This window comes from Klebsiella michiganensis (assembly GCF_015139575.1).
Lineage (GTDB): Bacteria > Pseudomonadota > Gammaproteobacteria > Enterobacterales > Enterobacteriaceae > Klebsiella > Klebsiella michiganensis.
Map to the genome: position 1 here is coordinate 4,789,219 of NZ_AP022547.1, position 26,036 is coordinate 4,815,254.

Here is a 26,036-nt window from a genome sequence, read left to right on the forward strand (position 1 = left end):
ATGTTTAAGGCTATAAGGCTGGTCGCCCGGGAAATCAAATCCTGCGGCGGCATAAAAGCGAAAATCGCGGTTCTGCTTTATCGTCTGGCGACGCTCTATCGCAGCCGTAATCCTCTGTGGAAGATCTGCGGTATCCCCTTCGTTATTCTCAATATCGTGATTAACGAGTGTTTATTTTGCATTGAGCTGCCGTGGCGAGCGCGCATTGGCTATGGGCTGAAGCTGTATCATCCGCACTGCATCGTGATTAATCGGGGAACGGTCATCGGCCAGAACTGCACCCTGCGCCAGGGCGTCACGATTGGCAGCGTGACCGATAGTCAGGGCCGTGAGGGCGATAGCCCGCGCATCGGCGATAACGTCGAATTTGGCGCCCACGCCGTGGTGATTGGCGCGGTCACGCTGGGTGACAACGTCAAGGTTGGGGCAGGCACGGTAGTGACCAAAGATCTGGCCGCAGGAATGATTGCCGTCGGTCAACCCTTTCGGGTATTAAACGGTATTTAGCGCGGGTTTGCCTGGGAAGGAAACCCGCGCTGGTCGAAACGCGGGTTTTATTGCGAGCAGGATGACAGCCGCTGACCGGAACTCAGGCTCTCAGCTTAACCGGTTCGCTAAAATCATCGGCGGGCTCCAGCTTAAGACTGAACGTCGCCAGTAACGCTTCGGCTCGTTCGTGAAAACCACGTAGCGTCTTTTCAAGCTTTTCAGTGACTTCAGGATCGTCAATCGCGACCGGACGCCAGACGCCCTCTTTGTCGAACAATCCAAACTGATAGCTATAGGTGAAGCGCGATTCCTGCGCTTCCATCTCCATCCACCATCCCCAGAACTCGCGTTTTTCAGGCGCTGGTTTTACGTTGACGCAAACAGCCAGGCAATCGAAAAAGAAGCGGTTGTCTTCACATTGCTCCTCACGGATGTAAGGGCCAAGCGCCGTGAATTTCTTAATCAGCTTACTCTTCAGGTGTCCACTCGGTAACGTCATTGCGATCTCCTTTAGTGATGCCATGACGTTACCAAATCGATAGAATTTAGCAATATATTAACTAAATCTATGGCTAATCCAGCGGGCGATCTGCCGCAGCGCGTGATCGAAATTGCGATAGACCGGATTGAACGGGATCTCCAGCAGCTTGCCGTCGGATGATGATGAAGTAATCAGCCGCGACTCCTCCTCCGGGCTGAACGGATCGTCTTTCCAGAAGCCTGAGAGCATCGGCGTGGGGCAGCGGCGTCCCAGCAGCCCCTGAACCTTCAGGGAATAGCGGTTAAGCTCAACGCGCAGCGCGTCGTCGGAAGCGTCATGCATCCCCAGCCGCGAAGCCAGAACGTCAAGATACATCTCCGGCACCCGCCCCTGATGCAGCGGGTCCACCAGCAGGCCGTGTACCACCGGCCCCAGGCAGGCCACCGCCTTCAGGCGCTGGGACTCAAGATAGCCCAGCCGCACGGCGATATTCGCGCCGAAACGGAAACCAAAAGCGGCCACGCGGGTATGATCGACCCAGGGCACATTAGCCAGATGCTGCAGCACATACTGGTGCAGCAGACTGGTATCCTGGGTCAGCTTGCATTTTGAGGAGAAACCGATGGAAGGCATATCCACGGTCAGCATAGCGATACCCAACGGCGCAAAATAGTTTTCATACAGGTTGTAATAATCGGTCTGTAGCGCGTCAAGCCCGCCGCACATCAGTACCGTCGGGAACGGCCCATCGCCTGGCGGCATATGCAGGAAACCGGTGATCGGCGCGGCGCCGGGGATAGAGAACTCCAGCTCTCGCAGCTTGCCGGGCAAGCGCTGAGCGGCTTCTTCATAAGCCCGGTATGCCAGCACCTGCGCCTGTTCCGCCAGCTCATCGCCCTTGATGTGCGGATAGGCGGCAATGCTGTAAAGGTTTGCCGCATGGAGCCAGTGACGACCGCTCACGAGCAGATTCTCTTCCTGACCGGCCTTCTGCTGCCAGTCCATCGCCTGTTTGGCCCATTCAAAGATCCAGTTGCCGCCGCGATAGCCAACGACCGTATCGTAAAGCTCCGGGTCGGTTCGCTCGGCATCGCTCATGACGATGCGCGCCTGCACGTCGAGGATTTCCTGCGGCGTCACGCCACGCCAGATCCACATCAGGCGGTTAATCAATCGATACCAGTGATCAACGTGATTACCGCTGAGCGCAGACTGGATCGGTTGCTGCGCTCCGGTATTAAACCGACGCACCAGCGTAGAGGTTTCCGGATGTTTGAATCGGGGTTTAAACAGCGTTTCGCTAAGGTTAGCCTGGGACATGTGCAGCCTCCATCATGTTGCCACTGAAGCTATTGTAACCTGCGCAAGGGTAAAAAAAACCACGCCCGGCAAAACCGGGCGTGGTAATTAGCATTTATGCTGGAAATTAACGACCTGCGATAGGCGGTACGAACACCACGCCCATATCCCACGGCTGTTCAATCCAGGTATCCTGGGGAATATCAACAACATAATCATCAACCAGCGGGCGACCGGCCGGTTTTGCGAAGATAGTGACAAAATGTGCTTTCGGATACATTTCGCGGATGGCTACGGCGGTACCGCCGGTGTCGACGAGGTCATCGATCACGATAAAGCCTTCGCCATCGCCTTCAGCACGTTTCAGCACGGTCAGTTCACGCTGATTATCGTGGTCATAGCTTGAGATGCAAACGGTATCAACATGACGAATACCCAGTTCACGCGCCAGTAGTGCTCCCGGTACCAGACCGCCGCGGCTAACGGCAATAATGCCTTTCCACTGTTCAACCGGCAGCAGGCGAGTTGCCAGCTTGCGGGCGTGAATCTGCAACATGTCCCAGGTGACGACGTATTTTTCGCTCATGTGAAGTGTCCCAGCCTGTGTAATACGGCTTAAATAATGTTCGAGGGGGAAAATGGTTGCGCGAGATTATAGAGATCTGACGCGCTAAAAACCAGCGTTAAGCGGCCACGACGACTCTTTTTACGTGGTTTACACTACCAGAGTACACGGAAAGTGGTATTCTCAACCCCATCGCGCAAGCCCGGGCTTGTAGTGTATTTGATTGCTAACCCCTCGATCTGCAAACGACTTTTGCAGGTGATTGTAAGGAGACTTATCGTGTCTGAACTGTCTCAATTATCCCCGCAGCCGCTGTGGGATATTTTTGCCAAAATCTGCTCTATTCCTCACCCCTCCTATCACGAAGAACAGCTCGCTGAGCACATCATGGGCTGGGCAAAAGAAAAAGGCTTACACGCGGAACGCGACCAGGTTGGCAACATTCTGATTCGTAAAGGCGCGACTGCCGGTATGGAAAACCGCAAACCGGTTGTGCTGCAGGCGCACCTCGATATGGTGCCGCAGAAAAACAACGATACCGTTCATGACTTCGCTAAGGACCCGATTCAGCCGTACATCGACGGCGAGTGGGTCAAAGCGCGCGGCACCACCCTGGGCGCCGACAACGGTATCGGCATGGCTTCCGCGCTGGCGGTACTGGCTGACGACAACGTGGTTCACGGCCCGCTGGAAGTGCTGCTGACCATGACGGAAGAAGCCGGTATGGACGGCGCGTTTGGCCTGCAGGCCAACTGGCTGCAGGCGGATATCCTGATCAACACCGACTCCGAAGAAGAAGGTGAGATTTACATGGGCTGTGCGGGGGGTATCGACTTCACCTCTGACCTGGCGCTGACCCGCGAAGCCGTTCCGGCCGGTTTCCAGAGCTTTAAGCTGACCCTTAAAGGACTCAAAGGCGGCCACTCCGGCGGCGAGATCCACGTTGGTTTAGGTAATGCCAACAAGCTGCTGGCACGCTTCCTCGCAGGCCATGCTGAAGAGCTGGATCTGCGCCTGGTCGATTTCAACGGCGGCACCCTGCGCAACGCGATCCCGCGTGAAGCGTTCGCGACAGTCGCCGTGGCCGCGGATAAAGCGGACGCGCTGAAAGCGCTGGCTAATGAGTACCAGGCGATCCTGAAAAACGAGCTGGCGGCCAAAGAGAAAAACCTGACTGTGCTGCTGGAGTCGGTTGCTAACGAGCAGCCTGCGCTGACGGCCCAATCTCGTGATACCTTTGTGCGTCTGCTGAACGCCACGCCAAACGGCGTCATCCGCAACTCTGATGTGGCAAAAGGCGTGGTGGAAACCTCGCTGAACGTCGGCGTGGTGACCATGACCGGCGACAACGTGCAGATTCACTGCCTGATTCGCTCGCTGATCGACAGCGGCAAAGATTATGTCGTGAGCATGCTGGATTCGCTGGGCAAGCTGGCCGGTGCGAAAACCGAAGCGAAAGGCGCCTACCCGGGCTGGCAGCCGGACGCCAACTCGCCGGTGATGCATCTGGTGCGTGAAACCTATCAGCGTCTGTTCAACAAGACGCCGAACATCCAGATTATCCACGCGGGCCTGGAGTGCGGGCTGTTCAAAAAACCGTATCCGGATATGGACATGGTTTCTATCGGGCCAACCATCACCGGTCCTCACTCCCCGGATGAGCAGGTTCATATCGAAAGCGTGGGCCAGTACTGGACGCTGTTGACTGAACTGCTGAAATCCATTCCGGCGAAGTAAGACAACACAGGCCCACTCCGCAGAGAGTGGGCCTTTTCTTTATAAAATGACCGAGCGAAAGCACGCCGTGCCGATTGTGGTAACCGCATCCGGGCATACCTGTCACGCGCTGTATGTGGGGTCGATTTGCCGCCGCATCAAATAATTAAGAAATTGTTCACCCCGCGCCGTCACTTCCTGTGGCTGCATAACGGTGAAGCCGTGACGCGCAAAAAAGGGCTTTGCCGTAATACTGGCCTCTACCGTATAAGCGCGCTCAGGAAGCTGCCTCAATAGCGTATTAAGCAGCGCGCTGGCGACGCCCTGGCGGCTATAGTCGGGAGAGACAAATAGTAAATCGATATAGTCATCCACGGCGGTAATAAACCCGACCGGCGAGGCATCATTTATTGCCACCAGTACGCGTGACGCCGCAAGTTTTTGCCGCCAGCGGGCTTCATCAACCTGCGCCCAGGCGGCAATTTGCCGGGGGGAATAGTCAGCGCTAGCGGTCTCTTTAACGGCGCGTAAAAATAGTGCGCATAGCGCCGGAAAATCCCCCTCTTCGTACATTCTTATCGTTAACATTGTTACAATCCCAAAACGAGTTGCCGCTCCAGCTGCGGATCAAGCAGCGTCACGTGCAGCCCCACCAGCCTGACTCCCCGACCTCCGCGCCGCTCGTGCCAGGCTTTGTACGCGGTAGAAATCAAATCATCTTTATTCAGCCGGGGCCAGACATGTTCCTGGGTGGTGAGCTGAAAATCATTAAACTTCAGCTTGACCCCCTGACGGGCAATCAGCAAATCCGGTTTAACCTTCGCCAGTCGCCGTTCCAGCTCCGGGTAGAGGTTCTCAATAATCGATTCACACTCCGCCCATTCGTGGATATCTTCTATCAGGGTTCGTTCAACGCCCACCGATTTGCGCTGGCGCTCGCTGCTGATTCCTCGTTCATCAATCCCCAGGCTGCGTTCCCACAGTATCCGCCCAAATTTACCAAAGCGCTTGAGCAGCATCGCCAGATCGCTGTTCTGCACATCTTCACAGGTCCTCAGCCCCATGCTCTCGAGCTTCGCGGCGGAAACCTTGCCGACACCCGGGATCTTCGATAGCGGCAACGTTTTGACAAACTCCGCGACCTGATGCGGCGCAATAACAAACTGACCATTGGGTTTATTCAGATCCGAGGCGATTTTTGCGAGAAATTTTACCGGCGCAATTCCTGCGGAGGCGGTCAAATTTAGCTCACGATGAATGGTCTCGCGGATCTCCTGCGCCATCAGCGTCGCCGACCCCTGACAATGAACGCTGTCGCTAACGTCGAGATAGGCTTCATCCAGCGATAATGGTTCGATTAACGAGGTATAGCGGGAAAAAATTTCCCGGATATGGTTCGACGCCTCTTTATAGGCGTCAAAGCGGCCGGGAAGCAGCGTCAGGTGGGGGCAAAGTTTGAGCGCGGTGGCGGTTGGCATGGCGCTGCGCACGCCGAATTTACGCGCCGGATAGTTAGCCGTACTGATAACACCGCGCTGCACCCGACTGCCGCCAATGGCAATAGGGATGTCGCGCAGTGCCGGGTTGTCACGCATTTCCACCGCCGCGAAGAAGCAGTCCATATCAACGTGGATGATTTTACGCATAGCCAAACCTTAGACTGTACATACATACAGTATAGCAAAATACGGCGAAATTTAATCTTTTTAAATCCACTATCCTGAAAAACGTGCTACAACATAAAATTGCAATAAATATAAGTTACTTTTCATATAGTTATATGAGCACATAAGGTGAATGCAATCATGAAATCAATACTTACTGCGCTTGGTTTGCTTATTGCCAGCAGCGCCTGCGCCGCGCCGCAGCTCATTGCGCATCGGGGAGGCACCGGCGATGCGCCGGAAAATACCCTTCCGGCGATAAAACTTGCGCTGGAGAATAAGGCCGAGGCGATTTGGATAACGGTACAATTAAGCCAGGATGGCGTTCCGGTCTTATATCGCCCGAGCGATCTGTCCGCGCTGACTGACCATACGGGGAAAATCTCAAGCTTCAGCGCTGCCGAGCTGACCCGTATGGACGCGGGATGGACATGGGGCGGTGAAACTCACCCCTGGCGCGGTAAAAACGCAACCATTCCAACGCTGCAATCGGTACTGGAACAGTGGCCGCAGACCTTCTTTTACATCGATATCAAATCGCCTGATGCAGATCCGGCCATCATGGCGGCGCGTCTTAGCGAAGTACTGCAAAAAACCAATAGCCTCTCGCGCGTACGGGTGTATTCAACGGAAGACCGCTATATCGCGGCGCTGCCAGCATCAATCCCCCATTTCGTCAGCCGGGGCGAAACGCGAACGAAGCTGGCTAATATTTCACTTAGCCACCAGTGCCAGCCAACCGCGGCGTCGGGCAATGAATACTGGTACGGTCTGGAGCTGAAACGCAAGGTAGAAGTAGTGGAGAAGTTCACGCTGGGCGAAGGCGTATCGCCAGCCACGCTCACCTGGGATAAAGAAGCTATGGATTGTTTCCGCTCACAGGGCAAAGCCCATATTGTCTTCTTCGGCATTAATAGTGCCGATGATTTTCGTACCGCAAGCGAGCTTGGCGCCGACGGCGTAATGGTAGACTCGCCGGCGAAAGCGAAAGCCTGGTAAATCAAAAAAGGCCGCACGGTGCGGCCTGCTGTTTATAGGATGCGATCCTGCTTGCGCTGCGCTTCGCGAGCCAGGCGTTTTTTGCGCGCATCGCAGGGCTCGGGACAGTCGCAGACCTTTTCCATACCCAGCGATGAGATCCCGCCGCAGCTGCCCTGAATACTTTTGCGCTTGATCAGATAACCAAGCGACATTCCCAGGATAACCAGCGCGAAAATCACGAAGGTCGCGACAAATACCGTCAGCATCATCAGCCTCCAAAATCGTCCAGCATGATGTTTTCATCCTCAACGCCGAGATCTTTAAGCATTTTAATGACCGCGGCGTTCATCACCGGCGGCCCGCACATGTAGAATTCACAATCTTCCGGCGCCGGGTGATCGCGCAGATAGTTTTCATACAGAACGTTATGAATAAAGCCGGTATGGCCGGTCCAGTTATCTTCCGGCTGCGGATCGGAGAGCGCCACGTGGAAGGTAAAATTCGGGTTTTCCCGCGCCAGCTGCTCGAATTCGTCATCATAGAACATTTCTCGCAGAGAGCGCGCACCGTACCAGAAGCTGATTTTACGTTTGCTGTGCAGCCGCTTAAGCTGGTCGAAAATATGCGAGCGCATCGGCGCCATCCCCGCTCCGCCGCCGATAAAGACCATCTCAGCATCCGTTTCTTTGGCAAAAAATTCCCCAAACGGCCCGGAAATCGTCACTTTATCGCCCGGCTTCAGCGACCAGATATAGGAGGACATGATCCCCGGAGGCGCATCAGGTACCTGCGGCGGCGGCGTTGCGATACGCACGTTGAGCATGATGATACCCTTCTCTTCCGGATAGTTAGCCATGGAGTAGGCGCGTAGCGTTGGCTCCTTCACGTCAGAGACGTAGCGGAAAAGGTTAAATTTATCCCAGTCGCCGCGATACTCGTCCGGAACGTCAAAATCGGCATAGGCAACCTTGTGCGAGGGGCATTCGATCTGAATATACCCGCCGGCCCGGAACGGAACCGCGTCACCGTCCGGCACGCGCAGCTTCAGCTCCTTGATAAAAGTGGCTTTGTTATCGTTCGAGATAACTTCACACTCCCACTTCTTAACGCCAAAAATCTCCTCCGGCAGCTCAATTTTCATGTTCTGCTTCACCGCGACCTGGCAGGCCAGACGGCAGCCCTCTCTCGCCTCACGCTTGGTGATATGAGACAGTTCGGTAGGCAGAATATCACCGCCGCCCTCTTTCACCGTCACCCGGCACTGGCCGCAGGAGCCGCCGCCGCCGCAGGCGGATGAAACAAAGATACCGTTGCTGGAGAGCGTATTCAGCAGCTTGTCGCCGGCCGGAGTACGAATTTGTTTATCCGCTTCGTTATTGATTTCAATGACCACGTCGCCCGCATTCACTAATTTCGAACGCGCGGCCAGTATCAGCCCCGATAGTACCAGGACGATCAGCGTGAACATCACTACGCCAAGAATTATTTCCATACTTTCCGCCCTTATAGCTGCACACCGGAGAATGACATAAAGCCCAGCGCCATCAGACCCGTGGTAATAAAGGTGATCCCTAACCCGCGCAGACCCGCAGGCACGTTTGCGTATTTCATTTTTTCACGAATGCCCGCCATCGCCACAATTGCCAGCAGCCAGCCGATGCCGGAGCCAAAGCCGTAAACGATGGATTCGGTGAAGTTATAGTCACGCTGCACCATGAAGGAGACGCCGCCAAAGATCGCACAGTTGACGGCGATCAGCGGCAGGAAGATCCCCAGCGCGTTATAGAGCGTCGGGAAGTACTTATCGAGGATCATCTCCAGGATTTGCACCAGCGCGGCAATCACGCCAATAAAGGTGATAAAGTTCAGAAAGCTTAAGTCGACGCCTTCAACCAGCGCACCGTCGCGCAGCACCAGGTTATACACCAGATTATTGATCGGCACCGCCAGCCCAAGTACGACCGTTACCGCCACGCCGAGTCCGAAAGCGGTCGAGACCTTTTTCGATACCGCGAGGAAAGTACACATCCCAAGAAAGAAGGCCAGCGCCATATTTTCAACAAACACGGCGCGGACAAACAGGCTAATATAATGAGCCATAATCGGTTACTCCTTTTCCTGCTGTTCAGGCTTCCAGCTGCGCACCGCCCAAATCAACAAACCGATAATGAAGAACGCACTGGGCGCCAGAAGAAACAGGCCATTTGGCTGGTACCAGCCGCCGTTCTGCACCGTTTCCAGCACGGTAATACCGAATAGCTTACCACTGCCGATCAGCTCTCTCAGGAAACCGACGATGATTAGGATCGCCCCGTATCCCAGACCGTTGCCAATACCGTCCATAAAGCTCGCCAACGGCGGCGATTTCATGGCATAGGCTTCGGCGCGCCCCATCACGATACAGTTAGTGATGATCAAACCGACGAAAACCGAAAGCTGTTTTGAGATCTCATAGGCAAACGCGCGTAGCACCTGATCGACGACGATCACCAACGAAGCGATAATCGCCATCTGCACAATGATGCGCACGCTATTCGGAATATGGTGGCGAATCATGGAGATAAACATGCTGGAGAATGCCGTAACCAGCGTCACCGCGATGGTCATCACAAAAGCGGTCTCCAGCTTGGTAGTCACCGCCAGCGCGGAACAGACGCCCAGAACCTGCAGGGTGATAGGGTTATTAGCGATAAGCGGCCCCACCAGCACGCGCTTCATTTCTTTCATGTCGCCCAAATCAGCCATTATTCAGCTCCCCTTCTCGCACCTTTTGCAGGAATGGGCCAAAGCCCAGTTTGCCCATCCAGAAATCAAAGCTATGCTGCACGCCGTTTGACGTCAGCGTTGCGCCCGACAGGCCATCAACGGCGTGCAGGTCGCCAGGACGCGCGCCGCCTTTGACGATTCTCAGCGCAGGCATCCCTTTATCATCAAGCACCTGTTTCCCGACGAACTGCTGGCGCCAGTTGGGGTTTTCAATTTCCCCGCCCAGCCCCGGCGTTTCACCGTGATCGTAATAGGTGATCCCTTTGACCGTGCGGCCATCGGTTTCCAGCGCCACAAAAGCGTACATCACCGACCACAGGCCATTACCGTAAATAGGCAGTACCACTTCCTGAATCTGCTGCTTTTCATCGCGCACCAGGTAAATTTCGGCAATATTACTGCGGCGTTTGATACCGGCAGGATCCTGGCTCGCCTCCAGCTGTAGGCTCTGCTGAGGGTCTTTCAGGGCCTGGGCCTGATTAAACTTGCCCGGATCTTTATCCAGCAGCTCACCGCTGGCTAAATCGACTAAACGCGGAGAGATATGGGCCTTAAAAATGTCAGCCACTTCATCTGCGCTCATTCCCTGCTTCATCAGACCGGCAACCGCCAGGATATTGCGCTGTTTATCGAGAGCGCGCTGCTCCTGCTGGCGCGATTTTAGCCCCACGGCAGAACCGGCGACCACAATTGAGCAGACCAGACAAAGCACCAGCACCACCAGCAGCGTTTTGCCGATGCTATCGTTACTTTTATTCTCAGCCACGCGATTTCCTCCGCTTAATATTGGCCCGCACCACCAGGTAATCAAACAGCGGCGCGAAGAGGTTGGCGAAGAGGATCGCCAGCATCATCCCTTCCGGATAGGCCGGGTTGACCACGCGGATCAGGACGCACATCACGCCGATCAGCAGGCCGTAGCTCCATTTACCTTTATCCGTAAACGACGCGGACACCGGGTCCGTCGCCATAAACATCATGCCGAAGGCAAAACCGCCGAGCACCAGATGCCAGTACCACGGCATGGCAAACATCGGGTTGGTATCAGAGCCTATAAAGTTAAACAGCGTCGCGGTGGCCACCATGCCGATGAAAACCCCTGCGACAATGCGCCACGAGGCCACGCGACCAAAAATGATGATGGCGCCGCCGATGAGAATCATCAGCGTCGAGACTTCGCCAATCGACCCCGGGATATTGCCGAGGAAGGCGTCCATCCAGCTTACCGGCTGGCCGGTAGAGACGTTAACCAGCGATTCACCGCCGCCGCTTGCCCACTGGGATAACGGCGTCGCGCCGGAGAAACCATCCGCCGCAGTCCACACCAGGTCGCCGGAAATTTGCGCCGGCCAGGCAAAGAATAAAAACGCGCGCCCCGCCAGGGCTGGGTTGAGAAAGTTACGCCCGGTTCCGCCAAAAATCTCCTTGGCCATGACGACGCCGAAGGTGATCCCGAACGCGGCCTGCCATAGCGGCAGCGATGGCGGCACAATCAGCGCGAACAGAATTGACGTTACGAAGAAGCCTTCGTTTATTTCGTGCTTGCGCACGATAGCAAACAAGACTTCCCAGAACCCGCCGACAAGAAACACGGTGATGTAGATAGGCAGGAAAAATACCGCCCCCAGGGTCATCATACTGAGCCAACCGGCGTCAGCGGTGAAGTTCACCCCCAACCACTGCGCGATGCTGTAGTGCCAGTTCCCGGCGATAACCTGCTGCAGCTGCTCAGCGCCGTATAATTTATGCAGTGCAGGAATGGTCTGCAGGCCAACGTTATACATTCCCCAGAACATCGCCGGGAAAACGGCGAACCACACCAGAATCATCATCCGCTTGAGATCGATGGCGTCTCTGACGTGCGCCGCGCCGCGCGTGACCTGCCCGGGGGTGTAGAACAGCGTCGCCGTCGCTTCAAACAGCGGATAGTATTTTTCCAGCTTGCCGCCGTGCGTAAAGTGCGGCTCAATTTTGTCAAACAGTTGCTTTAAGCCCATCACTTATCCTTCCTGCTCTATCTGGGTTAACACGCTGCGCAATGCCGGGCCATATTCATACTTGCCGGGACATACGTAGGTGCAAAGCGCCAGGTCTTCTTCATCCAGTTCCAGACAGCCCAGCGCCTGCGCGCTGTCGGTATCCCCCGCCAGCAAATCACGCAGCAGCATGGTGGGCAGAATATCCAGCGGCATCACTCGCTCATAGTTGCCAATCGGCACCATAGCCCGCTCGCCGCCGTTGGTATCCGTCGAGAAATTAAATAGCTTACGCTTCATAAAATGGCCGAGCGTGGTGCGGGTGATGGAAAATTTATCTTTCCCGGGCATTACCCAGCCGAACAGCTCTTTCTCACGCCCCTCTTTTACGACGCTTATCTGTAAATGAAAGCGGCCAAGAAAAGCATGGGGCCCTTGAGCATGCGTTCCGCTGAGGACTGAACCAGAAATAACGCGGTTTTCATCATCCAGAAGTTCATCTGCCAGCAGTTCATCAAGGCTGGCGCCAGAGCAGGTCTTTAATAAACGAGGCTCTTTCACCTGCGGGCCGCCGAGCGCAACGATACGTTCGCTAGACAACTCCCCTTCAAGGAACAATTTGCCAACGGCGATAACGTCCTGATAGTTAAGATGCCAGACCTGCTTTTTCAGGCTAACCGGCTCGAGAAAATGGATGTGGGTCCCGACCAGCCCGGCCGGATGCGGCCCGGCAAACTGGTTGAAGGTCACCTGGCCCACGGGATGCCCGCCAAGCTTGCCACCGCTGGCCTGGCAGACGTGGACCTTACCGTCGGTCAACCGCGTCAACAGGGTTAAGCCCGCGTCAAAAGCCTCGCGCTGGGCCAGAATGATTGGCTGAGGGTCTGCCGCCAGTGGATTCGTATCTATGGCGGTGACAAATATGGCCGCTGGAACGCTGCCCGGCGCAGGTATTTTGCTGAAAGGGCGGGTGCGAAACGCCGTCCACATCCCCGACTCCACCAGTTGCTGCTGCACGGCCTCGCGCGTCAACGCGGCAAGATCGGCTAATTCATAGCGGGGAAAGTGAACGGCATCATCGCCATCTACGTCAATAACGACCGATTGCAGAACCCGCCGTTCGCCGCGATGAATGGCGCTGATGGTTCCACTCGCAGGGGCAGTAAATCGCACGCCAGGATTTCTTTTATCTTCGAACAGAAGCTGACCTTTTTGTACCCGGTCTCCTTCACGCACCGCCATTGAGGGGCGCATACCGATGTACTCTTCACCCAACAGCGCAACGCGCTTGACCGCAGTCTTCGAAGAAATCTGCTGTGATGGCATGCCAGCTATGGGCAAATTCAGCCCTTTCGTGATTTTAATCATATCGTTAGCAGGTATCCGTTACGTAAACCCCGGTATCAGACCGAGGCCAGCATAATTAATGGAAAATAAGAGGAAGAAAGGAACATCGTAGTCCTGGTGATTCACAAGACGGGAGAGAAGCATCCTTTCTTACCCTGAGTATTTAGCGGAGCAAGTGTAACATTTCGTGAGCAGCGCCTGTAGACAAACTGCCATTAAGTCGTTCTAAAATGCGAGCTATTACGCAAAGTTCTGACTGCGCTTTACCTGAATATTCGCTATAACGGAAAACTAAAACGTAAACGTGGCACGTCGTGCTTGCGAAAAAATGCCGTGATGCTAATGTGAGCGCTCTAAAACCAGAAAACTCTGATTTCGGGTCTCTCTTGCCGTCCTGGCAATGTGGTTATTTGTTTTATCAAGGAACAAGTAGTATGCGCAAAATCGCATTATTTATTGCGATGCTTCTGTTGCCGTGCGTTTCATTCGCAGGGCTACTTAGCAGTAACAGCTCGACAACGCCGATGAGCAAAGAGTATAAGCAGCAGCTCATGGGTTCGCCGGTCTACATTGAGATCTTCAAAGAAGAGCGCATGCTCGATCTTTACGTCAAGATGGGCGAAACCTACCAGCTTCTCGACAGCTACCGGATCTGTAACTACTCCGGCGGGCTCGGTCCAAAGCAGCGCCAGGGCGATTTCAAGAGCCCGGAAGGTTTCTATAACGTTTCCCGCAATCAGCTTAAACCCGACAGCCGTTTCTACAAAGCGATCAATATCGGTTTCCCGAACGCCTACGATCGCGCGCATGGCTATGAAGGAAAGTATCTGATGATTCACGGTGCCTGCGTATCCGTTGGCTGTTACGCCATGACCGATACCGGCATTGATGAAATCTTCCAGTTCGTCACCGGCGCGTTAGTCTTCGGCCAGCCCAACGTTCAGGTGAGCATTTATCCTTTCCGCATGACCGACGCCAACATGGCGCGTCACAAATTTTCCTACTTCGCGGATTTCTGGCAGCAGCTGAAACCCGGGTACGACTACTTCCGGCAGACGCATAAGCCGCCGGTGGTTTCGGTAGCCAATGGCCGCTACGTGGTGAGCAAACCGCTCAGCCACGAAGTTGTGCAGCCGCAGCTCGCGTCAAACTACTCGGTCCCCGAGGCAAAATAACGCCCACTCGCCTGGCATAATTTTATTCCAGGTTTCGTTGCCGGTAAGCGGCTGAGTGGCGATAACGGAGACCACATCATTCGGTGTGGTCTCGCGTTGAAAGTCAATTTCTACATCCTGATCCAGCAGCGTGGCTACGCCAAACGGCGCCCTTCGCGTAATCCAGTATAAATTCGTCGAGCAAAACGCCATCACGTAGCGCCCGTCGGAGAGCAGCATGTTAAAAACGCCTTTTTCACGCAGCGCTCCGGCAAGCGTGGCGATAAATCTGAATACCTCAACCATATCGCCCGGCATTTCCGGATAGCGCTCGGTGATGCTGTGCAGCAGCCAGCAGAAGGCCTTTTCGCTGTCGGTCTCCCCGATAGGATGCAGACTTCCCGTCTCGAGGCTCTCATACCCCTCCAGTTGACCGTTATGGGCGTAGGTCCAGTTGCGCCCCCATAGCTCCCGGGTAAAGGGGTGAGTGTTTTCCAGCGCAACGATACCTCGGTTGGCCTGGCGAATATGGGCGATGACCGAGCAGGACTTGATAGGATATTCCTGCACCAGCTTTGCTATGGGCGACTGGAAGCTAGGCTGCGGATCTTTAAATGTGCGACAGCCCTTACCTTCATAAAACGTAATGCCCCAGCCGTCTTTATGTGGCCCGGTTCCGCCACCGCGCTGCACCAGCCCGGTGAAACTGAAGCAAATATCTGTGGGCACATTCGCGCTCATCCCGAGCAATTCGCACATAGATCACCTCATACCACTTACTGAAACATAAAAGGCGTTATTGGTGCAGCCAGTTTGGACACGGCCAGCGCGCAGAAACCGGAGCGTACTTGATGTACGTGAGGATTTTGAGCACTGCCCGGGTTCAAAATGGCTAACAAAATAGCCTTTTAAGCTTTAACCATCTCTTTTTCGATCAGCATAATCAGGATATGAATCACTTTAATATGGATTTCCTGAATACGGTCGGCGTAGCCAAAATGCGGTACGCGAATTTCTACATCCGCTGACCCCGCCATTTTACCGCCATCTTTCCCGGTCAGAGTAATCACTTTCATCCCCTGGGCGCGGGCGGCTTCAATCGCTTTGATAACATTACCTGAATTACCGGAAGTAGAGATCCCCAGTAATACGTCGCCTGCACGACCCACTGATTCTACATAGCGAGAGAAAACATATTCATAGCCGAAATCATTGCTGACGCAAGAGAGATGGCTCACGTCGGAAATCGCAATGGCCGGATAGCCGGGGCGATTTTCACGATAGCGCCCGGTCAGTTCTTCCGCAAAATGCATCGCATCGCAGTGCGAACCGCCGTTACCGCAGGAAAGGACTTTGCCGCCAGCTTTAAAGCTATCCGCCAGCAGCACCGCAGCACGCTGAATCGCGTGAATGTTGGCTTCGTCCTGCAGAAAGTTAGCCAGCGTTTCAGCGGCTTCATTCAGTTCGTTACGAATAAGATCCTGGTACATGAGGATAATCCTTCAGTATTTGTGGGATAACCCAGGCAGTTTACCGGATAGCCGACGCAGCGAGAAGCAGCACGCAATGCAATCCCCTGTGCTTTTGATTTTATGTGCCGCATTTCCGTACAACAATGTGAGCAAGGTTGTAATTATTTTGTAAACACATTGCTAAAACAAATTACATCCACTACAACCATATCATCACAAGTGGTCAGACCTCCTACAAGACAGGGAGCATTTCTCTATGATGATTTTGAGTATTGTTGCAACCGTTGTTTTACTCGGTGCGCTCTTCTATCACCGAATCAATCTGCTGCTGAGCAGCGCGATTTTGCTTGTCTGGACCGCCGCACTCGGCGCTGCGGGGCTGTGGAATATCTGGCTGCTGATTCCGCTGGCGATCGTTTTACTGCCGTTTAACCTTGCGCCGATGCGTAAATCCATGATTTCAGTCCCGGCGTTCCGCGCTTTCCGTAAGGTCATGCCGCCGATGTCGCGCACCGAGAAAGAAGCGATTGACGCTGGCACAACCTGGTGGGAAGGCGATCTGTTCCGCGGCAACCCCGACTGGCAGAAACTGCACAACTATCCGCAGCCGCGCCTCACCGCTGAAGAACAAGCCTTTATTGACGGCCCGGTCGAAGAAGCCTGCCGTATGGCGAACGACTTCGAAATTACCCACGAGATGGCCGATCTGCCGCCGGAGCTGTGGGCCTATCTGAAAGAGCATCGCTTCTTCGCGATGATCATTAAGAAAGAGTACGGCGGGCTGGAATTCTCCGCCTACGCGCAGGCTCGCGTACTGCAAAAGCTATCGGGCGTCTCCGGGATCCTGGCGATTACCGTCGGCGTGCCGAACTCATTAGGCCCGGGCGAGCTGCTGCAGCATTACGGTACAGAAGAACAGAAAAACCACTATTTGCCGCGCCTGGCTCGCGGCCAGGAGATCCCGTGCTTCGCGCTGACCAGCCCGGAAGCGGGTTCAGATGCCGGCGCCATTCCGGATACCGGCGTCGTCTGCATGGGCGAATGGCAGGGCCAGCAGGTGCTGGGTATGCGCCTGACCTGGAACAAACGCTATATCACCCTTGCGCCTATCGCCACCGTACTGGGGCTGGCGTTTAAACTCTCCGATCCAGACCGCCTGCTGGGTGGAGAAGAGGAGCTGGGCATCACCTGCGCGCTCATCCCCACCAGCACCCCCGGCGTTGAAATCGGGCGTCGCCATTTCCCGCTGAACGTTCCGTTCCAGAACGGCCCGACCCAGGGGAAAGATATTTTCGTTCCTATCGATTACATTATTGGCGGCCCGTCGATGGCCGGCCAGGGCTGGCGGATGCTGGTTGAGTGTTTATCCGTGGGACGCGGCATCACCCTGCCGTCAAACGCTACCGGCGGCCTGAAATCCGTCGCCATGGCTACCGGCGCCTACGCGCACATTCGCCGCCAGTTCAAAATCTCTATCGGTAAAATGGAAGGGATCGAAGAACCGCTGGCGCGTATCGCAGGCAACGCCTACGTAATGGATGCCGCCGCCTCGCTGATTACCTACGGCATTATGCTTGGCGAAAAACCAGCGGTACTGTCGGCAATTGTGAAGTATCACTGTACTCACCGTGGTCAGCGTTCCATTATTGACGCAATGGATATTACCGGCGGTAAGGGCATTATGCTCGGCACCGGAAACTTCCTGGCGCGGGCCTATCAGGGCGCGCCGATCGCCATCACCGTTGAAGGGGCGAATATCCTGACCCGCAGCATGATGATCTTCGGCCAGGGTGCGATTCGTTGCCATCCGTACGTGCTGGATGAAATGGCGGCCGCGCAGAATAACGACGTTAACGCTTTCGATAAGCTGCTGTTTAAACACATCGGGCACGTGGGCAGCAATAAGGTACGCAGTTTCTGGCTGGGCCTGACCCGCGGTCTCACCAGCAGCTCGCCGACCCGCGATGCCACTCGTCGCTACTATCAACATATGAACCGACTGAGCGCCAACCTGGCTCTGCTGTCCGATGTCTCAATGGCGGTACTGGGCGGTAGTCTGAAGCGTCGTGAAAGAATTTCTGCGCGTCTGGGAGATGTGCTGAGCCAGCTCTACCTGGCGTCGGCGGTCCTGAAACGCTATGACGATGAGGGGCGTAACGAAGCGGACTTACCGCTGGTTCACTGGGGGGTGCAGGATGCGCTGTATCAGGCCGAGCAGTCGATTGACGATCTGTTGGTGAACTTCCCGAATCGTCTGGTCGCTGGGGCGCTTCGCGTGGCAATCTTCCCGACCGGACGTCATTACCTGGCGCCTTCAGACAAGCTGGATCATAAGGTAGCGAAAATCCTGCAGGTTCCGAGCGCGACGCGTTCGCGTATCGGCCGCGGTCAGTATCTGACGCCGAGCGAGCATAATCCGGTTGGCCTGCTGGAAGAAGCGCTGCTTGATGTTATGGCAGCAGACCCTATCCACCAGCGCCTGTGCAAAGAGCTGGGCAAGAATCTGTCGTTTACGCGTCTTGATGAACTGGCCCGCAACGCGCTGGCAAAAGGGCTAATCAATCAGGACGAGGCGGACATCCTGGTCCGTGCGGAAACCAGCCGACTGCGCAGCATTAACGTCGACGATTTCGCCCCGGATGAACTGGCGACCCGCCCGGTAAAGCTGCCGGAGAAAGTGCGCAAGATCGAAGCGGCTTAAAAACGAAAAAATAAACCCATCACGATCGAGGCGGGGACTTCCCCGCCTCTCTTTTTTCTGACAATTCAGCGGAAGGTATTTCCAGGGCTGTCATTCTTTTACAAAATATTCCCTGAGCCGTCCATCGGCTGATATGGTGTTAAAGTCATTATAATTCCTCTCATCATACTGGAGTTCACCACCGTGCCCGGACTGAAAATTACCCTTTTACAACAACCGCTGGTGTGGATGGACGGTCCCGCCAACCTGCGCCATTTCGATCGTCAACTGGAAGGGATTACCGGGCGTGACCTCATTGTTTTACCCGAAATGTTCACCACCGGTTTCGCGATGGAAGCAGCAAAACAGTCGCTGTCGCAAGAGGAAGTGGTAGCCTGGATGGAGGCTAAAGCCGACCAAACCAACGCGCTGATTGCCGGTAGCGCCGCGCTGCAAACGGACCGTGGTCCGGTTAACCGCTTCTTGCTGGTTGAGCCCGGCGGTAAAATCCATTTCTATGACAAACGCCACCTGTTTCGCATGGCGGATGAACATCATCATTACGCAGCGGGTAACGAGCGGGTCATTTTTGCCTGGCGCGGCTGGAGAATTCTGCCGCTGGTATGCTACGACCTGCGCTTCCCCGTGTGGTCACGCAACCATAACGACTACGATTTAGCGCTGTATGTTGCCAACTGGCCCGCCCCGCGCTCAATGCACTGGCAGTCGCTGCTGGTCGCCAGAGCTATCGAAAATCAGGCTTATGTTGCCGGATGCAATCGCGTCGGCACCGATGGCAACGGACACCATTACCGGGGCGATAGTCGGATAATCACGCCGCAGGGTGAGATTATCGCGACGGCCGAACCGCATCAGGCGACTCGCCTGGATGCTGAGCTTTCGCTGACGTCGCTAAAAGAGTATCGCGAGAAGTTTCCGGCCTGGCAGGACGCTGACCCCTTCACGCTCAGCTAAAGCCAGCCTGGCAGGGGAGCCCAGGCTCCCTTTTTATGCCTCAAACCAGCGCTATCCCGCCCGCTCGCCGCAGGGCCCTGCAGGTAAACGCCCGCCGCGCGGAACAAGAATATGAATGCTATTAACGCCAGGCTCGCGGGCAAACGTTGTCAGCCCGGCGCGACGGATGGCTGGCGAAGACGGGGAAGAGAATGTGTTCTGCAGGCTAAAACGACGAAAGCCTGAATCATTGCTGATTCAGGCTTTCTGAATAGTGGCGGAACGGACGGGACTCGAACCCGCGACCCCCTGCGTGACAGGCAGGTATTCTAACCGACTGAACTACCGCTCCACTTACTGTTCCCTTGGGAACGAGGCGAATATTACGGATTCCCCTCTACTCCGTCAACGCTTTTTCTTCATTTTTGAATCGCTTGCTGCAAAAATCACCCAACAGACTATTTTTAGCGCGTTTATGGGTAAATCAGGCCCGCCACAGGCAGCTTCCGCCTTTCTTTTGCACCAGATCGAGCCGCGACTCGTGGTTCATCAGCTCTTCATCAGAGGCGTAAACCACCCGTAATTTGCTGGCGGCGCGCACAACGCGTTGAATGCCCATTTCTCCGGCCTGCTGCTGCCCTTCCCCTTCCATTGAGAAAGCCATCGTCGTCTGGCCACCGGTCATCATCAGATAAACGTCGGCCAGAATCTGGGCATCGAGCAACGCCCCGTGCAGCGTTCGCTTGCTGTTGTCTATTTCATAACGTGAACAGAGGGCATCAAGGCTGTTACGCTTGCCCGGGAACATTTTACGCGCCAGGGCCAGGCTATCGGTTACCTTACAAAAGGTATCCGTCTTCGGAATGCCGCGATTTAGCTTAGCAAATTCATAGTCCATAAAGCCGATATCGAACGATGCGTTATGGATGACCAGCTCCGCGCCGCGGATATAGTCGAGAAACTCATCGACCACATCACCAAACGCGGGCTTATCCATCAGGAATTCGTCCGCAATACCGTGGACGCCAAACGCTTCAGGATCAACCAGCCGGTCCGGCTTTAAATAGACGTGGAAGTTGTTTCCGGTCAGGCGGCGGTTGATCACCTCCACCGCACCGATTTCAATTATCTTGTGCCCTTCATAGTGCGCACCAATCTGATTCATACCGGTGGTTTCGGTATCGAGAACGATCTGTCGCGTAATTGCAGTGCTCATAGCGGTCATTTATGTCAGACTTACCGTTTTACGTATCGATTTCAATTACAGGAAGTCTACCAGAGATGCTCAAACAGGTAGAAATTTTCACCGATGGTTCTTGCCTGGGAAATCCAGGTCCTGGCGGCTACGGTGCGATTTTACGCTATCGCGGGAAGGAAAAAACTTTTAGCGAAGGCTTTAACCTTACAACGAACAACCGCATGGAGATGATGGCCGCCATCGTCGCCCTGGAAGCGCTGAAAGAACATTGTGAAGTGATCCTCAGTACCGACAGCCAGTATGTGCGTCAGGGGATTACGCAGTGGATCCACAACTGGAAAAAACGCGGCTGGAAAACGGCCGACAAGAAACCGGTAAAAAATGTCGATCTCTGGCAGCGCCTGGACGCCGCGCTGGGTCAACACAAGATAAAATGGGAATGGGTTAAAGGCCATGCCGGACATCCGGAAAACGAACGTTGCGACGAACTGGCGCGCGCGGCGGCATCTAACCCAACCCGGGACGACATCGGTTATCAGGCAGAAAGTTAATTCTGCCCCTTGCGCCACTGACGCGTGGCGCCTACCGCCTGCGGTATCCGTTTTTTTGCTTTGCCCGATTTCATCGGGTTTAGCGTCAATGGGATAGTGCGTTTACGGGCAACAATGAGCTGCAGACATCCCAACGCCGGTAGATGCGTGCTGAGCATTTTCCCCCCGTGGCGCGACCAGGGAAGGACCTGATAGCCTCCGTAGTGCATAACTTCAAAATTCAGCAACCCCAGCCAGTCCATCTGACGCGTTAAGGTGAACATGCGGCTGTTATAGGGGGGCTTATTGCGTAACACCGGCACCAGTTTACGTAACCCCATCAGGCTTACAGGATTAAAACTGGTTAAAATTATCCAGCCATCGTCAATCAGCACCCGGTCCGCTTCCCGCAGCAGTCGATGCGGATCGCTGCACCACGGTAAGGTATGCGCCAGCAGGCAGGCATCTACCGACTTTTCGGCAAAAGGCAAATGCAGCGGATCGGCCTTTACCTGCACAGGATTCCCCTGCAAAGAGACATTCACCTGATGGGAAATCGCGCAGGCTTCGGTATTGATTTCCGCGCTCAGATTGCCAATCTTAAGTAAATGAAAGCCATATAATTTAGCGAGCCACGGTTTCATCTGCCGTTCCAGCGATTCGCGGTAGTATTCGCCCCACGGCATGCTGGACCAGTGCTCTGGCGCTGTAACTGTATGAGGTATCCTTGCCGGCTTCATCGCAACCTTCCGCTACGCATTAGAGGTAATTTATGAATCTTATCAGTATTCCCGCATTTCAGGACAACTACATCTGGGTTCTTAGTGAAGATAGCGGGCGCTGCCTGATAGTCGATCCCGGAGAAGCCGCGCCCGTGCTCGCCGCCATCGAACAAAACCGCTGGCAGCCGGAAGCTATCTTGTTGACGCATCACCACCGCGACCACGTTGGCGGCGTTAAACAACTGCGGGAAAAATTCCCGAACCTGGTGGTTTACGGACCGGCAGAAACCCAGGATAAGGGCGCAACCCACGTCGTGAAGGACGGAGATAGCCTCACTGTTTTGGGCCGCGAATTTTCTATTTTTGCCACGCCAGGTCACACTTTAGGACACATCTGTTTCTACAGCGCACCTTATCTATTTTGTGGCGATACAATGTTTTCCGGCGGCTGCGGCAGACTATTCGAAGGGACCGCAGAGCAGATGTATCAATCATTTAAGAAGATTAGCGCCCTTCCTGACGAAACATTAATATGTTGCGCACATGAGTACACTTTAGCAAACATGAAGTTTGCAATAAGCATCCTTCCCCATGATAGGGAGATAAACGATTACTACCACAAAGTTAATGAGTTACGTGCAAAAAACCAAAAAACACTCCCCGTAACTCTGAAAAATGAGCGTCTTATTAATTTATTTCTTCGAACGGATGATGATGATTTAATTAAAGAAATAGACAAAGAAACAAATTTGCAACACTCTATTCAGCGATTTGCCTGGTTAAGGTCAAAGAAAGACGACTTCTGATATTTAATTCTTGTCTTCAGACGACTTCACCGTTATCCTTGCTCGTCTTTTAAGCAACTATTGACACACACATGAAGGCACGAGCGATTTTACTCGCCTCTGTCCTGCTGGTGGGGTGCCAGGCGTCTAAGAACGATGGCACCGTACAACAGCACGCACAGAGCCTTTCTGCAGCGAGTCAAGGGGAAGCAAGCAAGTTCACAAGTCGAGCGCGCTGGTTAGATGATGGAACCTTCTACGCGCAAGACCAGGATCTGTGGACTTCAATAGGCGACGAGCTAAAGATGGGAATTCCGGAAAACGTCCGGATTCGCGAACAAAAACAGAAGTACTTAAGAAATAAGAGCTATCTCCACGATGTAACTTTACGGGCAGAGCCGTATATGTACTGGATAGCCGGGCAAGTTAAGAAACGTAACATGCCAATGGAACTGGTATTACTACCCATAGTGGAGAGCGCTTTTGACCCGCACGCAACGTCTGGCGCCAATGCCGCAGGCATTTGGCAGATCATTCCGAGCACCGGGCGCAATTATGGTTTGAAACAGACCCGCAGTTACGATGCGCGTCGTGACATCGTTGCCTCAACCACGGCAGCGTTAAACATGATGCAACGTCTGAACAAAATGTTCGACGGCGACTGGTTGTTAACCGTCGCTGCCTATAACAGCGGCGAAGGTCGGGTAATGAAGGCTATCAAAGCGAACAAATCACGGGGTAAACCCACCGATTTCTGGTCGCTGTCATTACCACAGGAAACCAAAATATACGTACCAAAAATGCTGGCCCTGAGCGATATTCTCAAGAACAGCAAGCGGTATGGCGTAAGGTTGCCGACAGCAGACGAAAGCCGTGCCCTGGCGCGTGTACGTCTCGACAGTCCGGTTGAGATTTCACAGCTAGCGGATATGGCAGGAATGCCCGTCAGCAAGCTGAAAACGTTCAATGCAGGCGTTAAGGGGTCGACTCTGGGCGCGAACGGGCCGAATTACGTACTGGTACCGCAGAAGCATGCGGCGCAACTGCGTGAGTCTTTGGCCTCCGGTGATATTGCCGCCGTGCAGCCGACGCTGCTGGCTGATAACAAGCCGTTGACCAGCCGCAGCTACCAGGTGCGCTCCGGTGACACCATCTCCGGCATTGCATCGCGTCTCGGCGTATCAACGAAAGATCTGCAGCAGTGGAACGGTATTCGCGGTTCTAACCTGAAGGTCGGTCAGAATCTGGTGATTGGCGCAGGCAGCAGCGCTGAACGTCTGGCAAACAATAGCGATAGCATTACCTATCGCGTGCGTAAGGGCGACTCTTTGTCGAGCATTGCGAAACGCCATGGCGTGAACATTCGCGATGTGATGCGCTGGAACAGCGATACCGGCAACCTGAAACCTGGCGATCAGCTGACGCTGTTTGTGAAAAACAGCGACAGACCGGAATCCTGATGATTCAGCAGGCATTAAAAAAGGCACCCATGCGGTGCCTTTTGTTTTATCTCTGCGTTAGATGGCCTTATGGGCCTCAAACATAATCGTATCGCTGGTGAAAGAACCATCCTGCTGCAATGCAAAATAGGCTTTGACCTCCGCCGATGCGCTCTCCTGGTATAAACGAATCGCTTCCGTCAGCGCCTCTGGCGTCCGCATCCGCGCGACCCAGGAGCTGAACTCCAGAGGCAGGCGATCGGTCAGCAGATGATTTATCACCAAACCGGCCTCACTCGCCATTGTCAGCCATTCGCCGCTGGAGTAGTTGCGAACATGGGAGGTATCGCGCAGCGCCTCAACCGTCTGCAGCCAGACGTCACGAACAGGATGGCCGGGCGACATCACATCCATAATAATCATCACTCCGCCCGGTTTCAGCACCCGCTTCACTTCACGCAATGCCTGGCCAACATCATGCCAGTGATGCGCAGAATAACGGCTGATCGCGACATCAAAGCTGGCATCAGCGAAAGGCAAAGATTCGGCATAGCCCTGCTGCGTGGCAATATTAGCAAAACCTTTATCCCTTGCGGCCTGAGCCACCACCTCCAGCATCTGGCTGGATAAATCATATGCCGTTACCTGGGCAACCTGCCCTGCCGCCGCAAAGCTGGCGTGTCCGGCACCGCATCCCATATCCAGCACGTGGGCCTGAGGGAAGTCCGCCAGCCGTTCGGCCAGTCGCTGCAGATCGCGCCCTGAAGCGTGTACGGCACTGCTCAGGTAGGCGCTGGCCTGTGAGCCAAACTGTTTTTCGACGTTGTCATGATGAGAGCGTGTTGTCATTGCATTGTCCTTCGGTTTTTTGAGTAATAAAGGCAGCACCATGCATACGCAGGCCTGCCCCATGGCAGGCCTGACATACCTTAATTAATCAGGCTTGCCGGGACTGAATTCAACTAGTAGCGGGTTGTGGTCGGACGCGCGGGTCACCAGCACGGAAGCATCGTGCACGCTTAACCCCCGGTAGAACACAAAATCAAGCGGGCGGCCAAAAGTACGGCGGCGCTGATCGTCAGAGAAGCGGACTTCGCGCAGCGACATTTCACGCGCAAAGCGATACAAAGCGTTCATTCGCGGACGACTCCAGGCGTTAAAGTCACCCGCCATTATCACCGGCCCGCTGTGATGGGCAATCTGGTCGCCAATCGGCAGCAGCTGCTTGCTGTAGACATCCACGCCAAGACTAAAGTTGACCGCGTGGATATTTACCACCATCAGCAGCCGGGTATCCGGTAACGGGTAAACGGTGACCAACGCTGACTTTGCCAGCCGCAGGATAGGCTCGCGCTCGCGCAGTGGGCAGCAGTAAATGGGGTGGGCGGAAGCTAACGTCATCACGCCGGAAGGATGCTGCGGAAGCACCAGTGCCGGAACCTGGTCAGCGGCCAGATAATTGGAGGTGGCGAATTTCACTAACTCAGGCGTGGTTTGCGCTTCCTGTAATAACACCAGGTGCGCATCTTTACCGAAATTATTAAGCACGGATTTCCACTCTGCGCGCTGCTGTTTAAAGATGTTCCACACCAGCACGCGGATTTTCTCATCCGAACTTAACGGTACCCCGGCCGGAAAAGCCGGAGTCATGCCAGCAAACGACCCCGGAGGTAAGATTCTCTCCGCGGGTTGTCCGGCGACGTAGCGCATGGCATAGGTATTCTTTCGCAATTTAGGCATCAAACCTCGATAACAGGAAACCAGCCCGAGACTGCAGCTGGTCCTTCTGTTATAGGGATTTTTGTATACACTTTCAAT

General features: G+C 54.6%; 27 protein-coding genes and 1 tRNA gene. 9 read left to right on the forward strand and 19 right to left on the reverse strand.

Features of this window, described 5'->3' with window-relative positions:
- On the forward strand, positions 1–507 hold the full coding sequence (locus JLG71_RS22480) for a serine acetyltransferase (RefSeq protein WP_200913833.1): 507 nt from the start codon (positions 1–3) through the stop codon (positions 505–507).
- A gap of 82 nt (positions 508–589) precedes the next feature.
- On the opposite strand, the gene crl is transcribed toward JLG71_RS22480, so the two are convergent.
- From crl to gpt, 3 genes are all read right to left on the reverse strand, one after another.
- Positions 590–988, reverse strand: a complete 399-nt coding sequence (crl, locus tag JLG71_RS22485) for a sigma factor-binding protein Crl (protein WP_004847949.1) — start codon at positions 986–988, stop codon at positions 590–592.
- Positions 989–1,045: 57 nt separating this feature from the next.
- Complete coding sequence (gene frsA, locus JLG71_RS22490) at positions 1,046–2,290, reverse strand: esterase FrsA (protein WP_004129202.1); 1,245 nt, start codon at positions 2,288–2,290, stop codon at positions 1,046–1,048.
- 106 nt (positions 2,291–2,396) lie between these two features.
- Entirely contained in the window at positions 2,397–2,855 is a 459-nt protein-coding gene (gpt, locus tag JLG71_RS22495; protein ID WP_004129200.1) for a xanthine phosphoribosyltransferase, read from the reverse strand.
- A 258-nt stretch (positions 2,856–3,113) separates the two neighbouring features.
- Between gpt and pepD the strand changes: the two genes are divergently transcribed.
- The gene (gene pepD, locus JLG71_RS22500; protein WP_025107264.1) at positions 3,114–4,571 is read left to right on the forward strand and encodes a cytosol nonspecific dipeptidase; all 1,458 of its coding nucleotides are present in this window, start codon (positions 3,114–3,116) and stop codon (positions 4,569–4,571) included.
- Positions 4,572–4,673: 102 nt separating this feature from the next.
- On the opposite strand, the gene JLG71_RS22505 is transcribed toward pepD, so the two are convergent.
- On the reverse strand, positions 4,674–5,138 hold the full coding sequence (locus JLG71_RS22505) for a GNAT family N-acetyltransferase (RefSeq protein WP_227630945.1): 465 nt from the start codon (positions 5,136–5,138) through the stop codon (positions 4,674–4,676).
- 2 nt (positions 5,139–5,140) lie between these two features.
- Positions 5,141–6,196 (reverse strand): DNA polymerase IV, encoded by a 1,056-nt coding sequence (dinB, locus tag JLG71_RS22510; protein WP_200913834.1) that lies wholly within the window; start codon positions 6,194–6,196, stop codon positions 5,141–5,143.
- Positions 6,197–6,355: 159 nt separating this feature from the next.
- On the opposite strand from dinB, the gene JLG71_RS22515 reads away from it, so the two are divergent.
- Positions 6,356–7,213, forward strand: coding sequence for a glycerophosphodiester phosphodiesterase family protein (locus JLG71_RS22515; RefSeq protein ID WP_014228033.1), 858 nt, complete (start codon positions 6,356–6,358; stop codon positions 7,211–7,213).
- A 32-nt stretch (positions 7,214–7,245) separates the two neighbouring features.
- On the opposite strand, the gene nqrM is transcribed toward JLG71_RS22515, so the two are convergent.
- The 7 genes from nqrM to JLG71_RS22550 are packed head-to-tail and all read right to left on the reverse strand — an operon-like array spanning position 7,246 to position 13,305.
- Positions 7,246–7,461, reverse strand: coding sequence for a (Na+)-NQR maturation NqrM (nqrM, locus tag JLG71_RS22520; RefSeq protein WP_004847934.1), 216 nt, complete (start codon positions 7,459–7,461; stop codon positions 7,246–7,248).
- Positions 7,462–7,463: 2 nt separating this feature from the next.
- Positions 7,464–8,687, reverse strand: a complete 1,224-nt coding sequence (gene nqrF, locus JLG71_RS22525) for an NADH:ubiquinone reductase (Na(+)-transporting) subunit F (protein WP_004847931.1) — start codon at positions 8,685–8,687, stop codon at positions 7,464–7,466.
- A gap of 11 nt (positions 8,688–8,698) precedes the next feature.
- Positions 8,699–9,295, reverse strand: coding sequence for an NADH:ubiquinone reductase (Na(+)-transporting) subunit E (nqrE, locus tag JLG71_RS22530; protein WP_004847929.1), 597 nt, complete (start codon positions 9,293–9,295; stop codon positions 8,699–8,701).
- A 6-nt stretch (positions 9,296–9,301) separates the two neighbouring features.
- Positions 9,302–9,940: an NADH:ubiquinone reductase (Na(+)-transporting) subunit D gene (locus JLG71_RS22535; RefSeq protein WP_004099162.1), complete on the reverse strand. Its 639-nt coding sequence runs from the start codon at positions 9,938–9,940 to the stop codon at positions 9,302–9,304.
- Entirely contained in the window at positions 9,933–10,727 is a 795-nt protein-coding gene (locus JLG71_RS22540) for a Na(+)-translocating NADH-quinone reductase subunit C (RefSeq protein ID WP_004847924.1), read from the reverse strand. Before JLG71_RS22540 ends, JLG71_RS22535 begins: the two co-directional genes overlap by 8 nt.
- Complete coding sequence (locus JLG71_RS22545; protein WP_004847922.1) at positions 10,720–11,958, reverse strand: NADH:ubiquinone reductase (Na(+)-transporting) subunit B; 1,239 nt, start codon at positions 11,956–11,958, stop codon at positions 10,720–10,722. Before JLG71_RS22545 ends, JLG71_RS22540 begins: the two co-directional genes overlap by 8 nt.
- A 3-nt stretch (positions 11,959–11,961) precedes the next feature.
- Positions 11,962–13,305 (reverse strand): Na(+)-translocating NADH-quinone reductase subunit A, encoded by a 1,344-nt coding sequence (locus JLG71_RS22550; protein WP_004847919.1) that lies wholly within the window; start codon positions 13,303–13,305, stop codon positions 11,962–11,964.
- A 413-nt stretch (positions 13,306–13,718) separates the two neighbouring features.
- On the opposite strand from JLG71_RS22550, the gene dpaA reads away from it, so the two are divergent.
- Positions 13,719–14,459 carry a peptidoglycan meso-diaminopimelic acid protein amidase gene (dpaA, locus tag JLG71_RS22555; RefSeq protein ID WP_014228031.1) on the forward strand — a complete coding sequence of 247 codons (741 nt, stop codon included), beginning with the start codon at positions 13,719–13,721 and terminating at the stop codon, positions 14,457–14,459.
- Here the strand turns inward: dpaA and JLG71_RS22560 are convergent.
- The gene (locus JLG71_RS22560; RefSeq protein ID WP_004847917.1) at positions 14,430–15,197 is read right to left on the reverse strand and encodes a class II glutamine amidotransferase; all 768 of its coding nucleotides are present in this window, start codon (positions 15,195–15,197) and stop codon (positions 14,430–14,432) included. The genes dpaA and JLG71_RS22560 overlap by 30 nt on opposite strands.
- A gap of 149 nt (positions 15,198–15,346) precedes the next feature.
- Positions 15,347–15,928 (reverse strand): D-sedoheptulose 7-phosphate isomerase, encoded by a 582-nt coding sequence (gene lpcA / locus JLG71_RS22565; protein WP_004099149.1) that lies wholly within the window; start codon positions 15,926–15,928, stop codon positions 15,347–15,349.
- 238 nt (positions 15,929–16,166) lie between these two features.
- Between lpcA and fadE the strand changes: the two genes are divergently transcribed.
- On the forward strand, positions 16,167–18,611 hold the full coding sequence (gene fadE, locus JLG71_RS22570; RefSeq protein ID WP_049082024.1) for an acyl-CoA dehydrogenase FadE: 2,445 nt from the start codon (positions 16,167–16,169) through the stop codon (positions 18,609–18,611).
- A 183-nt stretch (positions 18,612–18,794) separates the two neighbouring features.
- Positions 18,795–19,565, forward strand: a complete 771-nt coding sequence (locus tag JLG71_RS22575; protein ID WP_014837467.1) for an amidohydrolase — start codon at positions 18,795–18,797, stop codon at positions 19,563–19,565.
- A 254-nt stretch (positions 19,566–19,819) separates the two neighbouring features.
- On the opposite strand, the gene JLG71_RS22580 is transcribed toward JLG71_RS22575, so the two are convergent.
- Both JLG71_RS22580 and dnaQ read right to left on the reverse strand, forming a co-directional pair.
- Positions 19,820–19,896: transfer RNA gene (locus tag JLG71_RS22580), tRNA-Asp, on the reverse strand.
- Positions 19,897–20,028: 132 nt separating this feature from the next.
- Positions 20,029–20,760, reverse strand: a complete 732-nt coding sequence (gene dnaQ, locus JLG71_RS22585) for a DNA polymerase III subunit epsilon (protein WP_025108466.1) — start codon at positions 20,758–20,760, stop codon at positions 20,029–20,031.
- A gap of 65 nt (positions 20,761–20,825) precedes the next feature.
- On the opposite strand from dnaQ, the gene rnhA reads away from it, so the two are divergent.
- Complete coding sequence (rnhA, locus tag JLG71_RS22590) at positions 20,826–21,293, forward strand: ribonuclease HI (protein ID WP_004129160.1); 468 nt, start codon at positions 20,826–20,828, stop codon at positions 21,291–21,293.
- Here rnhA and JLG71_RS22595 read toward each other — a convergent pair.
- On the reverse strand, positions 21,290–22,012 hold the full coding sequence (locus JLG71_RS22595; protein ID WP_004847912.1) for a class I SAM-dependent methyltransferase: 723 nt from the start codon (positions 22,010–22,012) through the stop codon (positions 21,290–21,292). The genes rnhA and JLG71_RS22595 overlap by 4 nt on opposite strands.
- Before the next feature lie 32 nt (positions 22,013–22,044).
- Between JLG71_RS22595 and gloB the strand changes: the two genes are divergently transcribed.
- Both gloB and mltD read left to right on the forward strand, forming a co-directional pair.
- Positions 22,045–22,800: a hydroxyacylglutathione hydrolase gene (gene gloB, locus JLG71_RS22600; protein ID WP_046878642.1), complete on the forward strand. Its 756-nt coding sequence runs from the start codon at positions 22,045–22,047 to the stop codon at positions 22,798–22,800.
- Between the two features lie 71 nt (positions 22,801–22,871).
- Positions 22,872–24,239 carry a murein transglycosylase D gene (gene mltD / locus JLG71_RS22605; protein WP_004129156.1) on the forward strand — a complete coding sequence of 456 codons (1,368 nt, stop codon included), beginning with the start codon at positions 22,872–22,874 and terminating at the stop codon, positions 24,237–24,239.
- A gap of 57 nt (positions 24,240–24,296) precedes the next feature.
- Here the strand turns inward: mltD and JLG71_RS22610 are convergent, their stop codons facing one another.
- Positions 24,297–25,067: a class I SAM-dependent methyltransferase gene (locus tag JLG71_RS22610; protein WP_014228023.1), complete on the reverse strand. Its 771-nt coding sequence runs from the start codon at positions 25,065–25,067 to the stop codon at positions 24,297–24,299.
- 84 nt (positions 25,068–25,151) lie between these two features.
- The gene (locus tag JLG71_RS22615) at positions 25,152–25,949 is read right to left on the reverse strand and encodes an endonuclease/exonuclease/phosphatase family protein (protein ID WP_025108464.1); all 798 of its coding nucleotides are present in this window, start codon (positions 25,947–25,949) and stop codon (positions 25,152–25,154) included.
- Positions 25,950–26,036 lie beyond the last annotated feature (87 nt).